The organism is Microcoleus sp. PH2017_08_TRC_O_A (genome assembly GCF_020738665.1).
Lineage (GTDB): Bacteria > Cyanobacteriota > Cyanobacteriia > Cyanobacteriales > Microcoleaceae > Microcoleus.
Genome location: NZ_JAEQCE010000024.1, coordinates 1 through 23,737, shown reverse-complemented (window position 1 = coordinate 23,737; position 23,737 = coordinate 1). Strand labels below are relative to the sequence as shown.

The 23,737-nt window shown below is 46.1% G+C and carries 15 protein-coding genes; 9 read left to right on the top strand and 6 right to left on the bottom strand.

Annotated features, from left to right (window positions below):
- The first annotated feature begins 48 nt into the window (after positions 1-48).
- The 4 genes from crtB (at position 49) to JGK22_RS10535 (ending at position 6,152) form a co-directional block, all read left to right on the top strand.
- Entirely contained in the window at positions 49-924 is an 876-nt protein-coding gene (crtB, locus tag JGK22_RS10550; RefSeq protein WP_293174229.1) for a cyanoexosortase B, read from the top strand.
- Positions 924-1,634, top strand: a complete 711-nt coding sequence (locus JGK22_RS10545; protein ID WP_293174232.1) for a cyanoexosortase B system-associated protein — start codon at positions 924-926, stop codon at positions 1,632-1,634. The genes crtB and JGK22_RS10545 overlap by 1 nt, the downstream gene beginning before the upstream one ends.
- Positions 1,635-1,765: 131 nt before the next feature.
- Positions 1,766-3,349 (top strand): polysaccharide biosynthesis/export family protein, encoded by a 1,584-nt coding sequence (locus JGK22_RS10540; RefSeq protein ID WP_293174235.1) that lies wholly within the window; start codon positions 1,766-1,768, stop codon positions 3,347-3,349.
- A 505-nt stretch (positions 3,350-3,854) separates the two neighbouring features.
- On the top strand, positions 3,855-6,152 hold the full coding sequence (locus JGK22_RS10535; protein ID WP_293189342.1) for a tyrosine-protein kinase domain-containing protein: 2,298 nt from the start codon (positions 3,855-3,857) through the stop codon (positions 6,150-6,152).
- A gap of 971 nt (positions 6,153-7,123) precedes the next feature.
- On the opposite strand, the gene JGK22_RS10530 is transcribed toward JGK22_RS10535, so the two are convergent.
- The 3 genes from JGK22_RS10530 to JGK22_RS10520 all read right to left on the bottom strand — a co-directional run bounded on the left by JGK22_RS10530 (position 7,124) and on the right by JGK22_RS10520 (position 16,106).
- Positions 7,124-11,938 carry a Calx-beta domain-containing protein gene (locus JGK22_RS10530; RefSeq protein WP_293312828.1) on the bottom strand — a complete coding sequence of 1,605 codons (4,815 nt, stop codon included), beginning with the start codon at positions 11,936-11,938 and terminating at the stop codon, positions 7,124-7,126.
- A 759-nt stretch (positions 11,939-12,697) separates the two neighbouring features.
- The gene (locus tag JGK22_RS10525; RefSeq protein WP_293241336.1) at positions 12,698-14,224 is read right to left on the bottom strand and encodes an AAA family ATPase; all 1,527 of its coding nucleotides are present in this window, start codon (positions 14,222-14,224) and stop codon (positions 12,698-12,700) included.
- A gap of 766 nt (positions 14,225-14,990) precedes the next feature.
- Positions 14,991-16,106, bottom strand: a complete 1,116-nt coding sequence (locus JGK22_RS10520; protein WP_293174244.1) for an ATP-binding protein — start codon at positions 16,104-16,106, stop codon at positions 14,991-14,993.
- A 56-nt stretch (positions 16,107-16,162) separates the two neighbouring features.
- On the opposite strand from JGK22_RS10520, the gene JGK22_RS10515 reads away from it, so the two are divergent.
- Positions 16,163-16,465 (top strand): hypothetical protein, encoded by a 303-nt coding sequence (locus tag JGK22_RS10515; protein ID WP_293174246.1) that lies wholly within the window; start codon positions 16,163-16,165, stop codon positions 16,463-16,465.
- Between the two features lie 117 nt (positions 16,466-16,582).
- Here JGK22_RS10515 and JGK22_RS10510 read toward each other — a convergent pair whose 3' ends face one another.
- Positions 16,583-16,873, bottom strand: coding sequence for a hypothetical protein (locus JGK22_RS10510; RefSeq protein ID WP_293204716.1), 291 nt, complete (start codon positions 16,871-16,873; stop codon positions 16,583-16,585).
- A 570-nt stretch (positions 16,874-17,443) separates the two neighbouring features.
- On the opposite strand from JGK22_RS10510, the gene lpdA reads away from it, so the two are divergent.
- Positions 17,444-18,883, top strand: coding sequence for a dihydrolipoyl dehydrogenase (gene lpdA, locus JGK22_RS10505; protein WP_293204714.1), 1,440 nt, complete (start codon positions 17,444-17,446; stop codon positions 18,881-18,883).
- A gap of 198 nt (positions 18,884-19,081) precedes the next feature.
- On the opposite strand, the gene JGK22_RS10500 is transcribed toward lpdA, so the two are convergent.
- The gene (locus JGK22_RS10500) at positions 19,082-19,408 is read right to left on the bottom strand and encodes a nucleotidyltransferase domain-containing protein (protein ID WP_293204712.1); all 327 of its coding nucleotides are present in this window, start codon (positions 19,406-19,408) and stop codon (positions 19,082-19,084) included.
- An 89-nt stretch (positions 19,409-19,497) separates the two neighbouring features.
- Between JGK22_RS10500 and JGK22_RS10495 the strand changes: the two genes are divergently transcribed.
- The gene (locus JGK22_RS10495; protein ID WP_293204710.1) at positions 19,498-19,821 is read left to right on the top strand and encodes a hypothetical protein; all 324 of its coding nucleotides are present in this window, start codon (positions 19,498-19,500) and stop codon (positions 19,819-19,821) included.
- Between the two features lie 16 nt (positions 19,822-19,837).
- Positions 19,838-20,227, top strand: coding sequence for a hypothetical protein (locus tag JGK22_RS10490; protein ID WP_293204708.1), 390 nt, complete (start codon positions 19,838-19,840; stop codon positions 20,225-20,227).
- 30 nt (positions 20,228-20,257) lie between these two features.
- On the opposite strand, the gene JGK22_RS10485 is transcribed toward JGK22_RS10490, so the two are convergent.
- Complete coding sequence (locus JGK22_RS10485) at positions 20,258-22,906, bottom strand: hypothetical protein (protein ID WP_293204707.1); 2,649 nt, start codon at positions 22,904-22,906, stop codon at positions 20,258-20,260.
- Between the two features lie 557 nt (positions 22,907-23,463).
- Between JGK22_RS10485 and JGK22_RS10480 the strand changes: the two genes are divergently transcribed.
- Positions 23,464-23,664 carry a type II toxin-antitoxin system Phd/YefM family antitoxin gene (locus tag JGK22_RS10480; RefSeq protein WP_293312826.1) on the top strand — a complete coding sequence of 67 codons (201 nt, stop codon included), beginning with the start codon at positions 23,464-23,466 and terminating at the stop codon, positions 23,662-23,664.
- Positions 23,665-23,737 lie beyond the last annotated feature (73 nt).

Genomic DNA, 23,737 nt, shown 5'->3' with positions numbered 1-23,737 from the left:
GCTTTCGCGTTGCGAATCCAGCGCGGCCATGTCAAAACTTCTCAAACCATGCAAATCCAGCGCCGAATTCGCATTGTTCTCAAGCGATACCTCATGGGGGAAGGTATCACGGTACTCCTAGTGCTGCTTTACGCCCCCCTGCTAGTACACTGGTACGACGGCTGGTTCAACAAAAACATCAGCATCGAACACGAATATTTCAGCCACGGAATAATTGGTTTACCCTACGCCGCTTATATTGCTTGGACAAACCGAAACTGCTGGCGGCGCTTAGGCGACTCGCCACATCCTTTGGGAAGCTTTTTGCTGTTAATAGCAACGCTTTTTTATCTGAGTCGCTTAAGCGATTTGGTGAATTTATCTCTACCACTAATGCTAGCCAGTATTTGCTTGTCTTTAAAAGGATTTTCCGGCTTAAAATTGCAAGCAATGCCGCTTTTGTTCGTATTTTTTGCCTCGCCAAATCACATTCCTTACCTCATAGAACCCTACGCCTTGCCGTTACAGCACTTCATTGCTCAAGTATCAGGCTGGATCTTAATTAAAGTCGGTCTGAACGTGAGAATCGAAGAAATTTATCTGTACGTAAACGATCGCATTGTCGAAGTCGCCCCTCACTGTGCAGGCTTAAAAATGCTGTTTACCAGTCTTTATGTCAGCTTAATTTTGATAGATTGGACGGGAGTTTGGAGTTCCCAAAAAAGAAGCATTTTGTTTTTAGTGGCCACATCTATCATTAGCATCACTTCCAACATTCTCCGCAACACTTTGCTGACTTACTTTCACGGAACCGACAGAGAGAGACTTTTTACTTGGTTGCACGCCGGATGGGGCGGAGACTTGTATTCTGCTTGTATACTAGGCTTATTGGTACTTCTCATCAACGGGATGGAAAAGTATTTCCCAAGCCAGCCTGCCGATTAATGAAACAAATGATTTCAGCACGGAAACTACTGCGGCGCTACCAAGTATCTAAAATTGTGGTACTGGTGTTTTTGCTGGTACTGGTTGCGGGAGTAGCAATTCCTGGCTACGCGACGGGAAGGTGGCCTTGGACAAATCCGCCAACAGTTACAAACCTCAAGCAGTTAAAAAGTTTGCGCCAACACGGGATGACACTTCCTGACTGGGAGGTGATCCGCATCCAGAATAACCTTCAAATTGGCGGACACAGATGGTTAGTTGAAGAAATTAAAAATCATCAAACAATTGCCATTTTATTGCTAATGCCTCAAAATTCCCCCAAAAACCAGCCGCAAGTAGAATGGCTAGATATTGATGGATTTCACCGGTGGCAAACAGATTCTCATCGCACTTTGAGGTTTACAGTTAAATTAGCGCCAACATCCGACAAGCCCTCACCTACTATCGAGACGAGGTTTTTCCGAAGCTGGACTTCTCAACAAACTTTTGCTGTCGTGCAGTGGTACGCTTGGCCTAATGGGGGTTCTCCAGCAACCAGCCGCTGGTTTTGGGAAGATAGCATTGCGAGGCTGTCGAACCGCCGCGCCTCTTGGGTTGCTGTCAGTATCATAGTTCCCATCCAACCGCAGGGCGATATTAAGATAGTTGAACCGCTGCTGGAATCTCTGGGCCAAAGTGTTCAGACTCAATTAATGGCAGAAATTTTCTGAGTTTAATCAAGAGGGCGATTGAAATCGCTTCTACACAAACAAAGACCGCCTCCGCGGGCTAGAAGAATCAAGAGGAAAAGTTAAACGAATTTGGTATCAAGAGTAGATATTTATAGTTGAGAATTGCGGAGATGAAACTTAAAAAACAGCGAAACATTGAAAATATTACCCTTTTTTATTATTTCAAAATGCCGGATAAATTCATAATTAGAAATCGCGTCGCTTTTTCCTTGGCTGGCCTGTATTCAAGTGCTTGGACTCTATCTTTCGCTGCTGTATTGTGGGGCTTTAACGGCAAGGTTTTTTCAGAAACGGCTTTAGCCCAATCTGTTGTTCCTAGTTCTGAGCGACTTGTGCCGCCACAGCCACTGCGCGTACCGCCACCGCCACCTACTAATTTCAACAGGGAAATTAACCCAGCTTTTCGGAATCGGCCGTACCGCCTGGGCCCGGGAGACCAGATTTCCGTTCAAGTTCAGCGCTTTCCAGAGCTAAATTTTACGGGTGCAATCAGCCCTGAAGGGGTAATTGTACTGCCGCTAATCGGCACAGTAAATGTGCGCGGCCTTACCGTCGAAGAAGCACAGCAGCGCCTCCGCGAGCGCTTTACTCAATTTATCAAAAATCCTCAAGTCTCGGCTGCTTTGCTCGTTCAGCGCCCGGTAGTGGTGACGGTGACGGGGGAAGTGGCCAGGCCTGGTTTTTATCCGCTGCAAACTCCGCAGCTTCCGGCGGCTTTGGCTGCTGCTGCTGGGACGACTCCGACGGCTGAACTGCGGGCGGTGCGGGTGCGGCGGACTTTGCCGGGTGGTGCTGTGGCTGAGCAAGTTGTTGATATTTTGACGCCGCTGCAAACTGGTATTGCTCCGCCGGATTTGCGTTTGGAAGATGGAGATGCGATCGTCGTACCGTATAAACAGGTTACAGCCGATCGCAAGTCCGATCGAGATTTAGCATCCAGATACAGCCTAGCCGCTGCCGCTGTCCCCGTTCAAATCACAGTCACCGGAGAAGTCAGCAAACCTGGTTTTTACACGCTTCCGGCGGGTTCAGGTCGAATTTCCGCCGCTTTGACGATTGCGGGGGGAGTCACGGGAAAAGCCGATTTACGAGCCGTGCGAGTGCGACGGACGCTGGTGGATGGCTCCTCGGTGGAGCAACCCCTCGACCTCTACACTCCCTTAGCAAAGGCTAACGATTTGTTTGATTTTCCTTTGGCCTCGGGAGATGTGATTGTCATCCCAGAATTGGACGCTAGTATCAAAAACCTAGACTACGACAAAGCTTTGGTGGCGCGTTCTACGCTGATGAAGCCCAAGATCTACGTTCGAGTTTTGAGTTACGCTAGTGGTAGTTTGACCTCGTTTTACCTAGAAAATGGCAGCAAGTTTTTGGATGCTATCAACAACTTGCCTGTGAATCTGGCTGATTTGCGGAAAATGGCCTTGATCCGGTTCGACCAAAAGCAAGGTAGAGCAATCAACCGCAAGATAGATGCAAAAGCTGCTTTGGAGGGCAATGTTTCTCAGAACCCGATGCTGGAAGATAATGATGTGATTGTGATTGGTCGGAATCTGGTAGAGCGTATTGGTTATGTTCTCAATACCTTTACTCGACCATTCCGGGATACTTTGGGATTTATTCTGTTTTTTGAGCAGTTGAGAAATGGGGTAAACAATCTGTTTGGGCCATCCAACAACAATAATAATAGGTAGTTAGTGGTTAGTTGTTAGTGGTTAGTTGTTAGTGGTTAGTTGTTAGTTGTTGTTAGTTGTTGGTTGTTGGTTGTTAGTTGGTAGGGGCTGTACCCCGTGCCAGCCCTCAGTTGTAAGTTGTCAGTTGTCATTAGTCAGCAGTGCTGTCCCCGATCGCAAAAATCAGTCATTGGTCATTGGTCATTCAGTAGGTTGTTACACATAAACACGCTTAGGGAGAGGCGGTTTTGTACTCGTAAACTCGCTTCTATCAAAGACTGTTAGCTAAACCCGCCGAGACAAGATACTACAGCGGTTCTCAAAAAAATGAGGTATGCCCTGTTTGCCCAATGCCCTGTTGGCTCAATGCCCTGTTTGCCCTGTTTGCCAATGCCCTATTATGCACGTCTGGTACCTCAGATGGGAGCTCAAAAGGCTATAGTTTTTTTTCCATCACCTACTTAGTTAGGATTTATAGTTAGCAATTCTTCAATCTAAAATCTAAAATCTAAAATCTAAAATAGTTATGACTTTATCAGTTGTCAAACGTTATTTGATTGCTTTTGACCAATACAAGTGGGTGGGACTAGCCACTCTTGCGGTGACTGTGGGCGTGTCCGGAGTAGTTGCCGTGCAGCCAAATCAGGCGCCGGTTTACGTTGCTAAAGGTACGCTGGCCTACAGCAAGCCGACCGTGATTTTTTCATCAACCACTACCAAGATTCAACAGGAAGGACAAGAAATAACTAAAGATAAGTTGCTCAATCAACAGGTCATCCAAGCAGCCGCCAAAAAACTCATTAAAGCAGAAAACAAATTAAATAAACAAGCAGCAGAACTAAATTCAGAAGAATTGAACGAAAAAGTAAAAATATTGACTAAAAAGCTGAAAGACGGCGTGGAGATCAAGATGCCGACCAAGAGTAATGACCCCAGTGCTTTGATTCAAGTATCGTACAAAAATGCCGATCGCCAAAAAGCAGAAAAGCGAGCAGAGGCGTTGATGAACGAAATGGTGATTTACAGCGAAAATTCTAATAATTTCAGCGTCCGAAAAACGATCGCCCAAATTAACCAACGCTTGCCGAAAGTAACTCAGGAACTCAGAGAGGTGGAAGCAAAACTTGAATCCTACGAAAAACGAGAAGAAACTTCTATTTTAGCAGTTCAGAGCGGTACTTTGCCGCAAGCGATTATCGCCACCGAACAGCAGCAGCGGCAACTCCGGGTGCAGTTGGGAGCAATAGTAGCTCAAATTAAAAGCTTGCAGGAACGCTTGGGATTGAATGGAGAGCAAGCTTACGTGGCTCAAGCACTGTCTGCCGATCCAATTATTGCACAACTGCGAGTGCAACTGTTTTCGATCGAATCTCAGCTCAAAATTCTGCGTAGCGACTTGCAGGAGGAACACCCGAAAATTGTGGAATTGCTCAAACAAAAACAAGCTTTTGAGCAGCAGTTACAGCAGCGACAATCGGAGGTGCTCGGGGGTAACGGGGTGGCGGCTCCACTCAGAAGTGCCGATCGAATTCGGATAGACTCTTCTTTAGACCCGGCGAGACAGCAGCTAGCTCAAAGTTTGATTGCTTTACAAACGCAGCGGGATGTGGTGCAAGAACAACTCAAAGGAGTAGAGAACACTGAACGACAATTGCGCCAGGAATACGCGAAAATCCCCAACAAGCAGTTAGAACAAGCGCGGTTAGCCCAGCAAGTGGCGCTGAAAAAAGCTCTCTACGATAAGATGCAGGCGGCTTTGGTAGATGCTGAGGCGGCGAGAGCTGAGACAACGGGGAGTTTGACAGTCGCCCAGCCTCCCAAAATTGATGACGTTCCGCCAAACAAGAAAGGTTTGCCGGTGATGCTGGCGGTGGGCGGATTTGTGGGATTGCTGCTGGGCGGCGGGTTCATATTTTTGTTGGGAATGCTCAACGGGAAGTTTTACAGTTGGGAAGAAGTGCGGGCGGCTTTGGTGGAAAAAGAGGTGCCAATACTGGCTGTTTTGCCTGAAGTGATTGTGTTTGATTCCTATGGGGAGGAGATGCCGCTGGCTTTGGAACCCAATTCGCCTTATTTAGAGTTTTACGAGCGGTTGCGGACTAATTTACGCCGAATTGGCGAAAAGCCTGTAAAAGTGGTGTTGCTGACTTCGGCGGCGCCTTTGGAGGGAAAGAGTTTTAGTGCTTACAATTTGGCAATTGCGTCGGCTCGATCGGGTAAACGGACTTTGTTAATTGAAGCAGATTTGCGATCGGGTTCTAATGTGGAATCTTTGAAAATAGCTGCGGATCCTCTGGCGGCGGTGGAACCTTTGCACTATTACGGCAATATGAGCGAGTGCGTTTTGTTGGTTCCAGAGGTAGAGAACCTATATGTCGTGCCGAGTCCGGGCAGTTTGCGGCAGGCTTCGGCGGTACTGGAATCGAGCGAAATGCGGAGGTTGTTTGAGGATGTTCGCAATCGCTTTGATTTTGTGGTAGTGGATTCTCCGGCGTTGAGCGAGTGCAACGACGCGCTGACGCTGGAACCCTATACGGACGGTATAATTTTGGTGGCGCGGGCTGGTTATACTCTGGCGAGTATGTTGTCTGAGGCTGCGGATCAGTTGCTGGAATCTGATGATGAGGATTCGCACAAATCGGGGCCGCGGCTGTTGGGGGCGATTATTAATGGTGCTGATATTGCGGTGAAGTACCGCAATGATATTGATGAATTCGAGTTGCCTTTGAGTGCTGTGAGCGATGGGGCGATCGAAGTGCGATCGAGGCAATTACCGCAGCAGTCTAAGTCAAAAAACAAAGCTATTAATAGTAAATTCAACTAATTTTACATTCGATAGCATCTTAGTTGTGCAGAGGTACGTAGTTGCGCTTCAGCGCTCCTGGCATTTAAGGTACGTAGTTGCGCTTCAGCGCTCTTTAAAAAACAGGTACGTAGTTGCGCTTCAGCGCTCTTGGCCTCTACGGTACGTAGTTGAGTTAGGATCGCAAATTAAATAACTTACAATTTTAATTATTATTGTGGGATGGGCGTCCCGCCCGTCTTTCCGGGACGGGCGGGACGCCCATCCCACTTTCAAGAGTGGAAGTTATTTAATTGTGATTCCTTAGCTAGAGGGTTCGCATCCCAACTACATACCGTAGAGGTACGTAGTTGCGCTTCAGCGCTCCTGGCATTTAAGGTACGTAGTTGCGCTTCAGCGCTCCTGGCATTTAAGGTACGTAGTTGCGCTTCAGCGCTCTTGGCATTTAAGGTACGTAGTTGCGCTTTAGCGCTCTTGGCATTTAAGGTACGTAGTTGAGTTAGCTAGAGAGCTCGCATCCCAACTACATACCGTAGAGGCACATAATTGGGCTTGGGCCCTCTTTTGATTAAAACCCACTAACGCAAATTGCTATTGATACTCCCCAGCCCGCTCCGGGACGGGGATTCTTGAAGAGTCCAGATACGAACTTTCAAGGGCGAAATCAAAGCGCCCCTACCCGCTCAGCTTAAATAAATCCAAGCTTTGCGTATACTTTTAGCTTTCTATGCTTTCGGAGTCCATCACTAATGCCAAAGATACGGTACGCTCAACAACCTGCCATTATTTGCCCTTTAACTGTTCCGAATCGAAGTCGGATATGTCCGTTGCCTGGATTTCTCAGAACTAGGATGTCTCAACACGTAGATGGTTATTCTTACTTACTGTTCCATTGTATCACAAATACTGAAGGCGGTTGAAACCGCCACCGACTTATCCCCGTGTCGGTAGCCCGGGGCCGGGCGGGCTCGTCCTTCGGTCAAAAGAGCTACTTAGGCAAATTGGTTGTTCAACGCAACGAAACCAGGATTAAGCTTCGAGTCTGTGAGTGAATTCAACCAGCTATCGGCGACACCGAAGTTGGAGACTGAGTTGGAATTAATCCCGACATTAGAGGCTCCGATTCCGCCACCCAGTAGCTCGTCGGCGATAGATTTGTTCACCAAATCTGCTCTTCCCTGCGCCGGAGCCCCAGACAAGCTGGAAGTCTTTCGCAGGCCACCGTTGAGTAGCTCGTCGTTTGTCAAAGTGAGACTACTTGCCGTTCTATTCCCAAATTCTGAGTCATTATCGACGATCGTCAGAACGGCGCTACTTTGGGTTCCAATCGTGGCGCCTGTCGGGTTGACCAAACTTAAATTGACAGTTTCGTCAAGCGGAAAGAAAGCGCCATCCGGGAAAAGGTCATCGATAATGGGAATAGTGATGGTTTTGGGTGTTGAATCCCGATTGGCAAAATTGACAGCGATCAAACCATTGCTGTAATCAGCAGGGGCTGTAGCAGTACCATCGGTCAAGTTGACAAAAGCTGAGACTGCACCGAGATCGCTGCCAGTGCGAGTGACTGTCACTGCTGCAACGGGCGTTCCATCTTCGTTGACACTGAAGAAAGGGGCACTAAATTGCAGGGTGCTGTCATTGTCTACGATCGTCGTAATGGCGGTGCTTTGCCCTCCAATCGTCGCATTTCCTGTCGGGTTAACCAAACTTAAATTGATAGTTTCGTTTGGCTCCACCAAAGTGTCGTTGACAATGGGAAGATTGACGATCTTGGGTGTAGAATCCCCAGCGGCAAAATTGACAGCGATCGGAGTATTGGCGTAGTCACCAGGGGCGATCGCAGTTCTATTAGTGAGGTTCACAGTAGCTGAAACTGCGTCAACACTACTACCAGTGCGAGTGACTGTCACGGCTGCGATCGGTACGCCATCTTCTCTGATCCTGAAGGTAGGGGCGCTAAATTGGAGGGTGCTGTCATTGTCAATGATGTCGAAAGTGGCGGTACTTTGGGTGCCAATCGAGGCATTGCCTGTCGGGCTGCCCAAAGTTAAGGTGAGATTTTCGGTAGGCTCTACCAAGGTGTCGTTGACAATGGGAATGGTGACTGTTTTGGGTATGGTGTCCCCAGCGCCAAAATTGACCAAGATCGGAGTATTGGCGTAGTCAGCAGGGGCTGTAGCAGTTCCATCTGCCAAACTGACGGTGGCTGAGACTGCACCGGTACTAACACCAGTGCGAGTAACTGTCACGACTGCAACGGGTGTTCCATCTTCATTGGTGCTAAAGGTAGGGGAACTAAATTGCAGGCTGCTGTCATTCTCTGCGATGTCCAAAATGGCGGTACCTTGGGTGCCAATGGTGGCATTGCCTGTCGGGCTAACCAAACTTAAATTGATTGTTTCGTTACCCTCCACCAAAAGGTCGTTGACGATCGGAATATCGATCGTCTTGGGTGTGTTGTCCCCATCAGCAAAATTGACAAGGATCGGAGTACCGGTGTAGTCAGCAGGGGTTGTAGCAGTACCATCAGCCAAGTTGACGCTGGCTGAGACTGCACCAATATTACTGCCAGTGCGAGTGACTGTCACGGCTGCGATCGGTACGCCATCTTCTCTAACCCTGAAGGTAGGATCGCTAAATTGTAGGGTGCTGTCATTGTCTAAGATGTTCAAAGTGGCGGTACTTTGGTTGCCAATAGTGGCATTGCCTGTCGGGCCAACCAAACTTAAATTGACTGTTTCGGTAGGCTCTAGCAAGGTGTCGTTGGCGATCGGAATATTGACCGTTTTGGGTGTAGAATCCCCATCGGCAAAATTGACAGGAATCGGAGTACCGGTGTAATCATCAGGGGCGATCGCAGTACCGTTGGTCAAATTCACGTTGGCTGAGACTGCACCAGCACTACTGCCATTACGAATGACTGTCACTGCTGCAACGGGCGTTCCATCTTCGTTGACGCCAAAGGTAGGGGAACTAAATTGCAGGCTGCTGTCATTGTCTACGATGTTGACAGTGGCTGTGCTTTGGGTGCCAATGGTGGTATTGCCTGTCGGGCTACCCAAAGTTAAACGGACAGTTTCGTTACCTTCTACCAGAGTGTCATTGACGATCGGAATATTGACCGTTTTGGGTGTGGTGTCGCCAGCGGCAAAATTGACAGCGATCGGAGTATTGGCGTAGTCACCAGGGGCGATCGCAGTGCCATCGGCCAAGCTGACGGTTGCTGACACAGCACCAGCACTATTGCCAGTGCGAGTTACTGTTACGGTTGTGATGGGGGTTCCATCTTCGTTGACACTGAAGCTGGATCCACTGAATTGCAGGCTGCTGTCATTGTCTAGGATGTTCAAACTGGCGGTACCTTGCGTTCCAATCGTCGCACCACCTGTCGGGTTTGCCAAAGTTAAGTTGACTGTTTCGGTACCTTCTACCAAGGTGTCGTTGACGATCGGAATATTGATCGTCTTGGGTGCAGAATCGCCAGCGCCAAAATTGACCAGGATCGGACTATTGTTGTAATCAGCAGGGGCTGTAGCACTACCATTGGCTAGGTTCACAGTAGCTGAAACTGCTGCGGTACTGCTACCAGTGCGAGTGACTGTCACGGCTGCGCTTGTTGTCCCATCTTCGTTGACACTAAAGGTAGGAGCACTAAATTGCAGAGTGTTCGCAGGGGCAGTGTCATTGTCTATGATGTTGAAAGTGGCTGTACTTTGCGTCCCGATTGTGGCATTGCCTGTCGGGCTACCCAAAGTTAAGCGGATATTTTCGGTACCCTCTACCAAAGTGTCGTTGACGATCGGAATATTGACGACTTTGGATGTGGAGTCGCCAGCGGCAAAATTCACCAGGATCGGAGTATTGCCGTAGTCACCAGGGGCTGTAGCAGTACCATCGGCCAAGCTGACAGTGGCTGAGACTGCACCAGAGGCTACACCTGTGCGAGTGACTGTCACTGCTGCAATGGCCGTCCCATCTTCGTTGGCGCTGAAGACAGGAGCACTAAATTGCAGGCTGCTGTCATTGTCTGCGATGTCCAAACGGGCGGTACCTTGCGTTCCAATCGTCGCACCACCTGTCGGGTTAACCAAACTTAAATTGACTGTTTCGGTAGCTTCGAGCAAAGTATCGTTGACGATCGGAATATTGATCGTCTTGGGTGCAGAATCGCCAGCGGCAAAATTGACCAGGATGGGAGCATTGTTGTAGTCAGCAGGGGCTGTAGCAGTACCATTGGCCAAGTTGAGGCTGGCTGAAACTGCTGCGGTACTGCTACCAGTGCGAGTGACTGTCACGGCTGCGATCGGTACGCCATCTTCTCTAACCCTGAAGGTAGGAGCACTAAATTGCAGAGTGCTCGCAGGGGCAGTGTCATTGTCTACGATGCTCAAAGTCGCAGTACCTTGTGTCCCAATCGTCGCACCACCTGTCGGGTTTGCCAAAGTTAAGTTGACAGTTTCAGTACCTTCCACCAAAGTGTCATCGACAATCGGAATGGTAATAGTCTTGGGTGCTGTGTCCCCAGCGGCAAAATTGACAGGGATGCCAGCATTGTTGTAGTCAGCAGGGGCTGTAGCAGTACCATTAGTCAAATTCACAGTAGCTGAGACTGCGGCGGTACTGCTGCCAGTACGAGTGACGGTTACGGCTGCAACGGCCGTGCCATTTTCGTTGACACTAAAGGTAGGAGCACTAAATTGCAGAGTGCTCGCAGGGGCAGTGTCATTGTCTACGATGCTCAAAGTGGCAGTGCCTTGCGTCCCAATCGTTGCACCACCTGTAGGGCTGCCCAAAGTTAACTTGACTGTTTCGGTACCTTCCACCAAGGTGTCATCGACAATGGGAATGGTAATAGTCTTGGGTGCTGTGTCCCCAGCGGCAAAATTGACAGGGATGGCAGCATTGTTGTAATCACCAGGCGCTGTTGCAGTTCCATTGGTCAAGTTCACAGTAGCTGAAACTGCGCCCTCGCTACCACCCGTGCGCGTCACGGTTACGGCTGCAACCGCTGTCCCGTTTTCGTTGACGCTGAAGGTTGGGGCACTAAACTGAAGGCTAGGCTGATTTGCCGTGCCTTGATAGTCAATCTTCCGCACCAGGTAGTCGGAACTATCGTCTTTGAAAGAGCTGGCGGTGTAGGCAGCGGTGGGGCTATCGTAGGGTTTGGCGGAGAACCGCAGTTCGTCAAAAGCAGTGTTGGTGAGAGGCTTGGCTTCTATCTTGAATTGGAAACTGCCATCGGTGCGATCGCCAGTGAAAGTCACTCCATCTGCACCCGCAGTAATCGCTTTTGGAGCGATCGGAGCGTTGAGACGAGTGATCGTAAAATTGCTGGCCGGTACCAGAGTCCCATTATTAAAGATTTGTAGCAAACCAACTTCATTACCTTGATCGCCAACTCCTGGGCTAGTTTTGGGACCCAAGGTGCTAAGGTCGATCGTGGCGCTAGTGATATTTTGGTTATCTGCCCATTTCAGCTTCAGCGCCTGAGATTGATTTGTGTTGGGATTATAGTTGATTTCCGCTCTAATTTTAGTGGTGTCGGTGAACCAACCATCATAGGAAGATGGGACACCAATACCAGGGCTACTGCCATAACTCAACCAGCTTTTAGGATTTTCATTAGTTGGTAAGGTGAGATTGGCGATCGCTTGAGGATTAAGGTAATCAGTTTCCACGCCATCAAAAGCTATCCCAGACAGTTTGATACCTTGATTCTGGGCAGCAGTCGGCCATTTTGTAATTAGGTCATTGACGCTGGTGAAATTAGTGGGTTGACCCAAAGAACCATTCAATGGAGTAGGCATAGCTTCTGTTTTGATAGTAATTAACGATTAGAAGTGACTGAAAACCAGAGAGTTTGGCTTTCTTTATAGTTATCGGTCACGATATGAAGTGTTTCATCGTCAATTACTGCGATCCGGATAAATTTCAGATAAATTTTTCAGCAATGCAAATAGCGGGTTTTCCACATACGTAGGGGAGAGTTTAAATAATTGTCAAGATACGTGAATTTACGTATAATAATTATCAAAATATGTGAAGGTGTAGTTAGACGGCAGCGGTGTTCTCTCTGGACTCTGAAGGTGAATACCGTTGGATTAAAGTTTTTTATCATTGCGAGGAACAAATTATTTGTAGGGTGCGTCAAAGTAAAGATCGTATCCAAAAAATATCGAAAATCTCACAGCTACGCACACCCGCGACAATATTTGAGCCAACAAACCCAAAAATTGTTTGGTAGCAATACTTTTAAAAATTGCTATTAAAAGATGAGGTACGTTGTTGGGCTTCAGCCCTTCTTGGCTTAAGTGGTGATATAAGCTGTCAGTTATACCTCATCTTTTTGAGAAAGGCTATATATATTTGAATCGTTGAGCGTGCGAGCGTCTCGCTCACGATTCAGGCCGCGAGCGAGACGCTCGCACTACATAATTCCGATGCAACCGGAAATGATATAAAAACAATACGCTTGGGTTAGAGGTTGTCCGAAGAGAGGAACGATTGGCGAAAACTAACATTCCTCGCAATGACCGAAATAGGTTACTAATCCCTAAAATCGCGTACTATCTAACACCCCGTGCAAACCAGCGCCGCATCAACTCAACCTGAAAACAATAACCATCACCAACTTCCTCAATCAACTCCCGTTGCCTAAGCAAACCGACAGCATCAAAATCATCAGGAAACTCTTGTAAAATAGTTTCCCGACTAACGATTCCCCCTTCCCCTTGTGCAGCCAAAAACTGCAAAATAGCTAATCCTGCCGCATCTACTTGATTGCTTTGAATATCTGCAAAGAAGAAACTGCCAACACTTAAAGCCTCTGGGATTGCTGCTTCCACATCCGCTAAAGTTGCCAGTCGGCGGATAGAGGGAATTTGCTCGTTTTTGAGAGCGACAATTTCAGCGCAGAGGAGTTGTATTAGGAAAGGGTGACAGCGGGTGAGTTGCAAAACTCGATCGACCGCATTCGGTTCGTAACGCAGGGTAAAATCTTGGACGGGTTGCTCAATTAGTTGACGCGCTTCTGGTTCTTTTAGGTAGCTGATATGAACGACTTGGACATTGATTAAATAGCTTGCCCAACGCTGAAATTCTTCTATGGTATGACTACCAGCTAGCATTACTTTGAAGCGGGGACGATGTTGAATTAGGTGACGCAACATTCCCAAAACATCTTGCTCGTCGAAACGTCCTTTTCTGATGGCATCATCTAGCGCCTCGAATTCATCTAAGGCAAGCAGGGCAATATTTTGTGCTAGGGCTGCTTCTACTTTGTCCAGCCATTCATCAAAGCGGGTGAAAGGGTCATCTTGCAGTGTTTCGCGATCGAGAGATGGGAGAGTTAACGCGCTTTGGCGCTTCGCTGAGTTTGTCATACTCCTAGCGATATTGTAGAGAAACCCAGCAGAATCACTTGCTGATGAAACTGGGCTTTGCAAGTCTACAAACATGGGAATAATATTGCTCGGTAGCAAGCGTCCAAGGTTGTTGAGTAGGGAAGTTTTGCCCATGCGCCGTTGACCGTACAGTAGCAAGGGTGGGCGGCGGCGGTCTAGGAGTAATTGCTCGATGCGCGTGCCGATATCAGTACGCCCGGTGAAGATTTCCTGCTGTTCTGTCAGGGGTACGCCGATGATATAAGGGCTGTCAATTTCTTGGCGAAGTTCGACTGCTTCTGCTAGTTCTCGTATATGGTTGGTGACTATTTCCGACCAATTGGTAGCAATGGGGCGAAAACGAACAGAATATTTATCGCTGCTGCGGGTGAATTCTCGTATTAAATTGTTTAATTTTTCTGCTACCGAACTGAGAGCTAAACGCTGGTTGTAAGGACTTTTCTGGTTGAGGGCTGCATCTACGTCTTGGCTGATATAACTGAAGCTACTGAGTATGGTGCTGACTTGACTGTTTAGTTCGCCGATCGATATACTGCGGTGAGCGTTACTTATGGCTGTTACGTCTGCACAGATTTCTAGCCTTTGTACATCCTGTTTAATCTTTGTTAGCCGATCGGACGATCGCCGATAGCTAGTATATCCAAAAAATATAAGTAAAAATGCACAAATGAGTGCAAATACATAAAACATTAAAATATGAGCTGGCAATAAATTAATGCAGCTCGCTAAAATTGCTGTGTTAGATTTGCGTTAGGGAAAAAGAGAATAGAGTGCCCAGTACCTTTAGACTCTGGACACCCACGCTCCCCCTGAACATTACCGTTAAGCTACCGTTCAGAAGCTTTGATTAAACTTTTGAACAATTGGAGAGCTAAATGGCTAATTTTTATCGACCACTGTTAATTGTTGCAGTGGTGATTTGCGCCATCTTGAATGACGTACCTTTTAATGATCCAGTCGTGTTTCCCGTTATCATCCAATTACTCATGCCTATGGAGGATAGGAGCAAGGGCAAGGATGACGACAAGCATGAATAGCAACAGTGTGAATCGTTGAACTACTTTTTGTAATCAAGACCAGCTAAGTAAGGTGACAACTTACTTGGCTTTTTTGTTTTACACGATTACACCGCTTTAAACGAATACAGTCTGTTTTCGTTAATACATATTTGTATTATACATTTAGACGTGACTGACTTAAAAGTTTATGAAGTTGACTTGTGACTGACTTGTGACTGACTTGTGACTGACTTGTGACTGACTTATTGTTAACAATGAAATTATTGCATAAATTGGCTCCGCAAGACCGATTGCCAGCCCCCTAGAGGCAAGAGGCGGTTTCAGCCTCAAAATTATCCAACTTAACTGCGCGATAGCTTAGCTTATTTCTAGCACCATCTAGTAGCAAAAGGTGAGTAAATGATTCAGCTTTAGAGGCAAATTAGTTCTCACGGCATTTACTTTTTAAAATGAGCGAATAGCTTTATCTGTTGCAAACCTTCTTCATGCCAATTATCCCCTGTTTCCCCATCTTCCAGACTAAATAATCGTTCTCTACACAGGATTTGCATCAGCAGAGGCCAGCATTCACTTTGATTCAAAATCCACTCGACATCCTCATCGGGAAAAGGAATGGGCGAACTGGCTATCAACTCCCGTGCTTCTTCTTCAGTCATAGCTCCCAGAGTTGTAGTATATCCAAAAATATTGAAAAAAGGCGAACTATGTCCGGTGCTAGTCGCTAATTCAATCGGTGATTCAGGAGCAGCTAAAACAAACCCTAGATTCCCATTTGTTTGGTTGGTTGCTAAAGAACGCAAACTTTCCCAAAATCCATCATCTAATTCCGGACAGCGTTGTAAACCGACACCAATTTCGTCTAGTAAGATGACTGTCGGCTGATGTAAATTACGGCTAACTACATCCATAAATCTATCCAAGTCGCAAGGATTAGGCACTGCCATTTTCAGGGATTCTAAAATATATCGCAGCAGCCCTTCCCGATTCTGAAGTCGCGAATCTTGAAAATCTACGAATATCCAGCGATAGTTTTCTGGATTGGGCAACCAGTCAGATTTTTGATTGGGACGTAACTGTTCTATTGATGTGGTGGTAATGTTTTTTAAGTATTGCAGTAGAGAAGTTTTACCGCTGCGCTTTTTGCCGATAATGGCCGCATTTTGCAATGGAAGGCGTTTGAGCAAATTGAATAGGCGTTTGAGTTCTTTCTCGCGTCCAAAGAAGCAGCGCGGATGGGTGATGGGATTCCCAGTTATAAACGAAGAAGTTTCCTCAAAGATTTGTTGTGAATTAGGCTGAGGTGACTGAGGATTTGTTATTTCTAGAGTGGCAATGGTGTTCCACTTAAACCCCAATTTCTCGCTAATTTCAACAAAATTTCGATAATCAACAGGTTGTCCCGCCAGAAATTTCGTGACAGTAGATCGGGATAATCTCAATGTTTCAGCCAAATCCACCTTACTCGCAAAGCCCCTCATCACTACAGCCGATTGGACTTGTTCAATGCACCCTGGAGAAACTCTAAGCGATCGCCCCATAATTATTATCAGCAAATAATATTTATTCGATCGTTAATCTGCAATATGCTTGTAGATTTCCAGCAAGATAAATGTCTAATAATCATTTAAATATTAACCAACTATTGTCCTGTGATAATTATAGCACAATCGATCGCACTCCTCAACAAGAACTTTTGCATCAAGCTCATTCCTATTCTCTGGCAATCCGTGGATTCATCATCACCAGTGTTTTGCTCTATCTTGTAGGTATCGGTTCCTTTGTGGCTGGCAAAGTTCCAGAAGGAACAATTAACACCGCCAGCGAGTTAACACTCAAGATCCTGTTTGTGCTCGTCAAGCTCGATCGACAAAACACCGATCGCCTAAATCGCCTATCCATAGACCAAGACTAACCACGGTATAACCGCTGGCCCGATCGCACTCTCAGGCAAAATCCAGCCAGGGCGATCGTCCGCCAGCTTATATCATCCGTCATTGGCCGGACATAATTACTTAAAAAATGTGTCGAACTATTGATTAGATTCCGGGCGTTTCTGGCGCTTATTCTGGATAAACTGTTCCAAATCTGCGATCGCATCTTCAAAATCCGACAAATTAATTTTCTTAGCTTTAGCCTTCTTCGGCGGACTCACAGACTCACTCGCAGGCTTAGCTTGAGGCGACGGAGACTGAGGCTGTGCTGCTTCTGGGTTGGAAGCTTCTATATAATCAAACAATTCATCCAGGGACTGAAAAAAAGCTTGAGCCGAGGCCCGGCGTGAATCTTTCAAATCATCCTCATCCATCATAAGCCACTCCATAGACTTCAAAACTTGCCTAGAAACTCTGCCCACCGGCACGTGCAGATATTAGACATCAAAACCTCAATCAACTAAAATCCTTGAGAAATTTCGCTTTTATCCTCTTGCGAGATCCCCCTAAATCCCCCTTAAGAAGGGGGACTTTGAGAAGAATCCTGTCCGCCCCTTAAGAAGGGCTTGACAAGGGGAACTTTGATCGCCTCTTGTTCCCCCCTTCTTAAGGGGGGCTAGGGGGGATCTGGGCCCTATCGTCAAACAGTAGACCGACACTGCATTTGACTTTCAGTTGACACGGCTTACGCATTGTCAGCCATCAATCTGTACTTAACTTTACACCCGCCGACAGGGTGATTTGAGACTTGGCGCACAGCCAGCTCAACATAATCGACCCTAAAAAAATCTCAGTTACTGTCTAATTAACCCTAGTCTAGTCGAGAATAAGGACACAGGACTTATGCAACTATTACCGCTGTTCAAAGGTTGCGATCGCAACGCACCACCTCGAAAGGACGGACAGACGGTGTTTTTTGCTTGAGTCCTAAGATTTCAAAGGCATTAGGAGATTTTAAGGTGACTCAAGGATTTGATTACGATTTAGCAATTATCGGCGCCGGCGTGGGCGGGCACGGGGCCGCCATACACGCGGTTAGCTGCGGGCTGAAAGTGGCAATTATCGAAGCAGGCGACATGGGCGGGACTTGCGTCAACCGCGGCTGCATTCCCTCCAAGGCGCTGCTGGCGGCTTCCGGGCGGGTGCGGGATATGCGGAATGCCCACCATCTCAAGACTTTGGGAATTCAGTTGGGAAGTGTGGATTTCGATCGAGGGGCGATCGCCAATCACGCTAATACTATTGTTAGCAAACTGCGCGGCGACTTGACAAACAGCCTCAAACGTTTGAACGTCGATGTCATCCAAGGTTGGGGCAAAATTGCCGCTGCTCAAAAAATTGCGATCGAAACCGATAAAGGCGAGAAAACTATTACCGCCAAGGATATTATTCTCGCCCCCGGTTCAATTCCCTTCGTCCCTCCGGGGATAGAAATTGACGGCAAAACTGTATTTACTAGCGATGATGCTGTCAGATTGGAATCTCTACCGAAGTGGATCGCAATTATTGGCAGCGGTTATATTGGTTTGGAGTTTTCGGATATTTACACAGCCCTCGGCTGCGAAATTACGATGATTGAAGCTCTAGATCAATTGATGCCAACTTTTGACCCGGATATTGCTAAATTAGCAGAACGAGTTTTGATTGCACCGCGCGATATTGAAACAAAAGTTGGTTTGTTGGCTAAGAAAATTATTCCTGGTTCGCCCGTAATTATTGAATTAGCTGATTTCAAAACTAAAGAAGTTGTGGAAATTTTGGAAGTTGACGCTTGTTTGGTAGCAACTGGTCGAGTTCCCGTCAGCAAGAATTTGGGGTTAGAAACAGTTGGCGTCGAAACGATGCGCGGCTATATTCCAGTTAACGATAAGATGCAGGTTTTGGTAGCAGGAGAACCGATCGCGAATTTGTGGGCGATCGGCGATGTTAACGGCAAAATGATGTTAGCCCACGCTGCATCTGCTCAAGGAATTGCCGCCGTCGAAAATATTTGCGGCCGCACTCGCGAAGTTGACTATTTGAGTATCCCAGCGGCGGCTTTTACTCACCCAGAAATTAGCTATGTGGGAATGAATGAACCTGCGGCGAAGGAGTTAGGAAAAACCGAAGGGTTTGAGGTCGCTTCTGTCAAGAGTTATTTTAAGGGAAATTCTAAGGCTATTGCGGAGGGTGAAACCGACGGTATGGCTAAGGTGATTTACCGGAAAGATACTGGGGAATTGTTGGGAGTTCACATTTTCGGTTTGCACGCTTCGGATTTGATTCAGGAGGCGGCAAATGCGATCGCCCAGCGGGATTCTGTGAACACTTTAGCATTCCGAGTTCACACGCACCCGACGCTTTCGGAAGTGTTGGATGAGGCTTTCAAACGGGCGGCTGGGGCGGCGGGCGGTCATTAATTTGTAGGGGCGGTGTTCTTTTTTTACACTCCTGGACGCACTCCACGCAAAGAAACCGGGTTTTTTACTTAATCTGTGGGTTGGAACGAAATATTTTCCTAAAAAAACCCGGTTTCTGGCCCCCGCGCGTAAGTGCTATTTTTAGATACCCGACTTTTTCAAGAAGTCGGGTATCTAGGTATTCTAATTGTTCAGGTTTCATAAAGCTATTCCCTCTTTACGGATATTTCTCAGCAAAGGGTCTTGATAATTAGTAAACCGTTCTTCATTCATAAACTGGCAGCTAATCACTTCATCATTTTGGAGCGACAAATCTGCTACAATCTGAAGAGTTCTATCAATTTCGACCCCCGCTTGAACTGGGGCTTTGAGAACTACTAACACATCTATATCAGAGTCTGGATGTGCGTCACCTCGCGCTTGGGAACCGTAGAGCACCATTTTGACAAGGCGACTGTCGTAAAGTTGCTCGAAGTGCGATCGTAATTCTATCAATATGTTCTTAAGTTTATCGTTAATGCTCATATTTTTTGTTGTAAATGATTGGAGGTCGATAGATCCTCTGTGCTAAAATTGCTGTATAGGAACAAGATTAAGCATAAACCAGGTGCGAGGTGATTTCAAGTCAAGATTGGACAGTCCCAGAAGCAGCCCGCCAGAAAATACCCGAATCCTGGGGCGATGCACAACCAAACAAAAAGAAACCGGGTTGGCGGTGGCGAGATCCAGCAAATCAGGGAAATGGCGTGAGGATTGACAAAGGAGATGCAGATAGCAGTTTTCCTTCTCAGCAGATAGACCACGTTATTCTTAGAAAAGACGGTCAAGTTATCGGTAAAAATGGTCAACCCATCGCAGGTAGCATCAAAAATAATCCAACAGAAGCTCACATCCCTTTAGATGAATGGTTGCAATGGCAAACTTGGTACGAACCTTAGTAAAGGAGAAAGTTGTATGGTAAAGTATCCAAAAATGAGAGAGGAGTTATTAGAAACTCTCCGCAGTTTGGCAGATAGAGAATATCAACATAAAGTTTGGCTAGAGAACGATTGTCCGCCAGGAATTGAGTACGATAGTTTTGATGAGGCGGTTCATTTTCTTTACGATGATACAGTGTTGGCAGAAAACCCTGATGCGGCGATCGGAGTAATTATTGAAGATGAAAAAGAAGCTCGTTTGATGGAAGCTGTTTGTCAGGCTATAGATTTAGTATTTGAGGTGTTGGGGACAGAAGCTTCGGATGAGGAGTATATTAAATCTTCTGAGTGGACAAGGGTAGTTGAGGTGGCATCGAAAGCTTTGCAGGCGATGGAAGTTCAATCGCAAGAAGCGGTTAAGGTTTAAGTGAGAGTGCGATAAAGTTCATATTTGTTGTCAAAAATTCGAGGATTTTAGTTCTCCTTTCACCCAAAAGATTCGCTTAAGGTCATTCCACAGCCAATTGTAAACTAGCTCAGTCACAGGTCTTAGGCAGGATATTGTAGGGTCTATTGTATGCACAGTCATTCTTTTTCCAGACCGCTCTAAAACTTGGGGACGCTGGTAATATAGTTGTTTGAAGGCTAAACTCAAACAATTTTCTTCTTCAGATATAGAGCGATCGCTGAGAACAAAGTCAACTGTACTTAAGCTACCAGCGGGTAGAGGCTTCCAATACCAACTAACACTTGCTTGACTTCTATTTAGAGATGGTGGGATAACTACACCTGCGATTTGAGCTGGTAGTAATGCCATTGTTTGCAAGCTATCAGAAAATTTTGGAAACCACTGTTTGACTATTTTTTGATATGTCTCAATGGACTGAGTGTAAATCTCTATCGCCTGTGCAAGTATTTGCTCATGAGATAATTCTGTTATACTAAACCACGGAGAACGTAACTCTTCTTTTCCTTTTATATGAAGACAATCTATCTCCATTACAAGTAGATCGAAATGGTGTTTATCTATCCCTATTCCCAGTATCTCATCTCTAAATACACGATCGAACTTATCTAAGCATTGTTCGATCTCTGCTAATGGAATCGGAGAATAATGTAAAGAACAATTTGAGTATCTTTTAGTAATCAACAATGCTGCTACCCACGCCCCTTCATATACAAGAATACCTCGATCGATCGGCAATCTGAATTCTCGTAATAAAACAGAAAGTGACTCAACAAGTGTTTGCTGTGTCCATTTCCAATGCCAACACGACTGCTGCTGAAGCGTAGGGCTTCGATACCAGTCAAAACCATTTTTAAGGAAATCTTCTGGATTTGTAAAGTCTAAATTCAACTTAAAGACATCAGCGCGAAAATCATTCCCAATATATCTAGCAATTTCAATCTTGCTCTCAAATATATCAAAATCAATTGGTAGATCGATATCTAAGCGCTTCTTACTTACACGAACACCTATTGGTCGAAGTGTACCATCTTCTCGGACTCCTGCAATCAATTGAGCGATTGATGCAATACCATTTATCCAAGCTTGCATAGCTGTTCGTACCTGTCGCCCAAGTTCAAGCGATTGCGGCAGTGAAGTTTCATTTGTGATGTTCCCATCTACCAGTGCTTCATTGACAATTTCAGCAGCTATTGCAGGATATCTTTCAGCAATCACCTCCAAAAATCTTGATACTTGTTCACTGTCGAGGGTAGCAGTAGCAAGAATCAAAGGGTATCGCCAACGCTCGATTCGCTCTATCTCGCTTGCTAGTTCGTTAGGGTCAGGCTTGCCAATCGCTAAACTCTCTTTTGCAAACCATTGGGTCAGAATTGGGAGTGAAAATCTCAAGTGTTCAGAATGCTCAATGACCAGCACAGAATTTAAAAGTTCTTGTCGCTCAAACCACGATGCCACTTTGTTAGCAGGAACAGGGGCACCGCCACCATCTACAGAAAAGATTGCAAGCTGTTGCAGCATTTGCACAATCCTTTTCTCTGGTAGTTTTACCAAACGCAGAGAGTGTTCTACAAGACTGGATAATAAATGTTCTTTTGAACGTGGTAGTCTGCCATTTTGATTTCGCAGATAAATACCTATCAACACAGCAAAAAGAGGTCTATTGATAGCATTTAGGACTGATTCTGCTGAATTTTGAACAATGGAAGTGACAGTTTTTCCTGCAAGCCGATTAATTAAAGTATATGCTTGTTCATTAGAAAGCGGTGGTACAATAACTGATTCTTCTGCTTCTGCAAAGTCTGGGATGGGTCTGCTAGTAATAATTATTGTAGTTTTCTGGCATCCTTTGACAATAATTCTAGCTTCTCTCAAGATCCTGGAAGCAAGGCTTCTTTCAACTTCATCTGTTCTATCAATAATCACTACAGCGCCTTGAGTTTGTGGATTGCCCATACTACTGGTAGATGCTTCTATAACTTTTTCATGTAGTTTTTGAGCCTGCAACTGCCATGCTTCTATGTAGATAGGTATGGGAGCATTAATATCCTCTCTTAACTGTTGAATTGCTCTTTGAAAGAGGCGCTCTGCCATCAGTGATTTCCCCGCACCCATTTCCCCAATTAAAAGAATCAGCCTACCAGGATCGAGCTGGAGATTGGCTGGGGGGGCTCCAAGGGACTGGTCATTAGCAAGTTCATCAGCTTCCTTATCGTTAACTCTTATGACTTGCCAAAGCCCCGCGCAGCGAACGCTAGACTCTCGATTTAATAAGTCTATTTGTTCCACCAACAGCGTCCGGCGACCAACCTCCTGCGACTTGTCAGGACTCTGCTCAACAGCAAAATCTTGAGCGACAACAGCCCGATCGACAATCTCTTCCCAAGATACCCCTAAAACTCTACACAAAGCTTTGAAAACTTCAGTGTTAACGGCTCCTGTTCCGTACAGAAAACGTTTCCAATTTCCTTCGGAGCAACCGTCAGCATAAGGGCCTCCTTCTTGCCAAATTTTCTTTGGTTCCAAAATTTTACTAGCTTCCACAAGCCATCTGGGGTCATCTACTCTCCACCCCTTTTCATTTCTTGCCTGCTTATTTTTTGCTATTCCCTGCTCAGAAGTCTTGAGATTTGCCACCATTACACCTGAATTAAGCAATTGTCAAGATCGATTTTAGATCGAAATATCCACGATCGGAAGCTGATCTAGTGAAACCATGACAAATCAATCATTGTAGAAATATGGGAAGCGCAGTTGGCCAACTAACTTTTCCTCAATCCAAATCACTACTTGACACAGAAAAAAGATGGCTAATTCCAAAGGATGCAAAGTCTCTCAATATCAACCAGTCGCCGTGCAACTTAGTCTTCCTTGGGGCGAGGAAAAAAATTACTATGATTCTCCCCCATCGCGAACTCAGATCCGGAGTGAACGCAGAAGGGAAGTTAAAAAACCAGACTCCCAGAAAGTTGTCATTGTTATTGTTCTGAACAAAAACTCTCAGTAACGATCGCATCTTGTAGAGAGGCGATCGATCGCCTCTCTACAAATGCAATTTGGGAATTTTCACAAAACAATCGGTGCGACCGATTTAGATCGCTGCATCTTCGATCGATCTGACTTCAATCTTGAATCGCAAATAGAACAAAAAGCCCGATCGCCCTTATAATATCCTTAGTATTGGGAAGCCAAAAACCATGTCACTCAGACAAACCCAAGTAACTTATACTGAAGCTCTGGCCAATCTAGATGAACTTTGCGAACAAGTCATCAGCGATCGCGATACCATCATCATCACCCGCAAAGACGGCGAAAACGTCGCCTTAATTGCCGCTGATGAGTTGGCAAGTCTACTGGAGACATTACACCTGCTGCTATCCACCAATCACCGGACATAACAGGACAACCAGTACCTAAAGGTGAAGAGATAGCCAGCCTCAGTTACAACTACGTTTTGAGGGTGATGACACC

Excerpts from the sequence above, each read along its gene's own strand:
- crtB (WP_293174229.1), top strand. The coding sequence starts at position 49 with ATGCAAATCCAGCGCCGAATTCGCATTGTTCTCAAGCGATACCTCATG.
- JGK22_RS10545 (WP_293174232.1), top strand. The coding sequence starts at position 924 with ATGAAACAAATGATTTCAGCACGGAAACTACTGCGGCGCTACCAAGTA.
- JGK22_RS10540 (WP_293174235.1), top strand. The coding sequence starts at position 1,766 with ATGAAACTTAAAAAACAGCGAAACATTGAAAATATTACCCTTTTTTAT.
- JGK22_RS10535 (WP_293189342.1), top strand. The coding sequence starts at position 3,855 with ATGACTTTATCAGTTGTCAAACGTTATTTGATTGCTTTTGACCAATAC.
- JGK22_RS10530 (WP_293312828.1), bottom strand. The coding sequence starts at position 11,938 with ATGCCTACTCCATTGAATGGTTCTTTGGGTCAACCCACTAATTTCACC.
- JGK22_RS10525 (WP_293241336.1), bottom strand. The coding sequence starts at position 14,224 with ATGTTTTATGTATTTGCACTCATTTGTGCATTTTTACTTATATTTTTT.
- JGK22_RS10515 (WP_293174246.1), top strand. The coding sequence starts at position 16,163 with ATGTCTAATAATCATTTAAATATTAACCAACTATTGTCCTGTGATAAT.
- JGK22_RS10510 (WP_293204716.1), bottom strand. The coding sequence starts at position 16,873 with ATGGAGTGGCTTATGATGGATGAGGATGATTTGAAAGATTCACGCCGG.
- JGK22_RS10500 (WP_293204712.1), bottom strand. The coding sequence starts at position 19,408 with ATGAGCATTAACGATAAACTTAAGAACATATTGATAGAATTACGATCG.
- JGK22_RS10490 (WP_293204708.1), top strand. The coding sequence starts at position 19,838 with ATGGTAAAGTATCCAAAAATGAGAGAGGAGTTATTAGAAACTCTCCGC.
- JGK22_RS10485 (WP_293204707.1), bottom strand. The coding sequence starts at position 22,906 with ATGGTGGCAAATCTCAAGACTTCTGAGCAGGGAATAGCAAAAAATAAG.
- JGK22_RS10480 (WP_293312826.1), top strand. The coding sequence starts at position 23,464 with ATGTCACTCAGACAAACCCAAGTAACTTATACTGAAGCTCTGGCCAAT.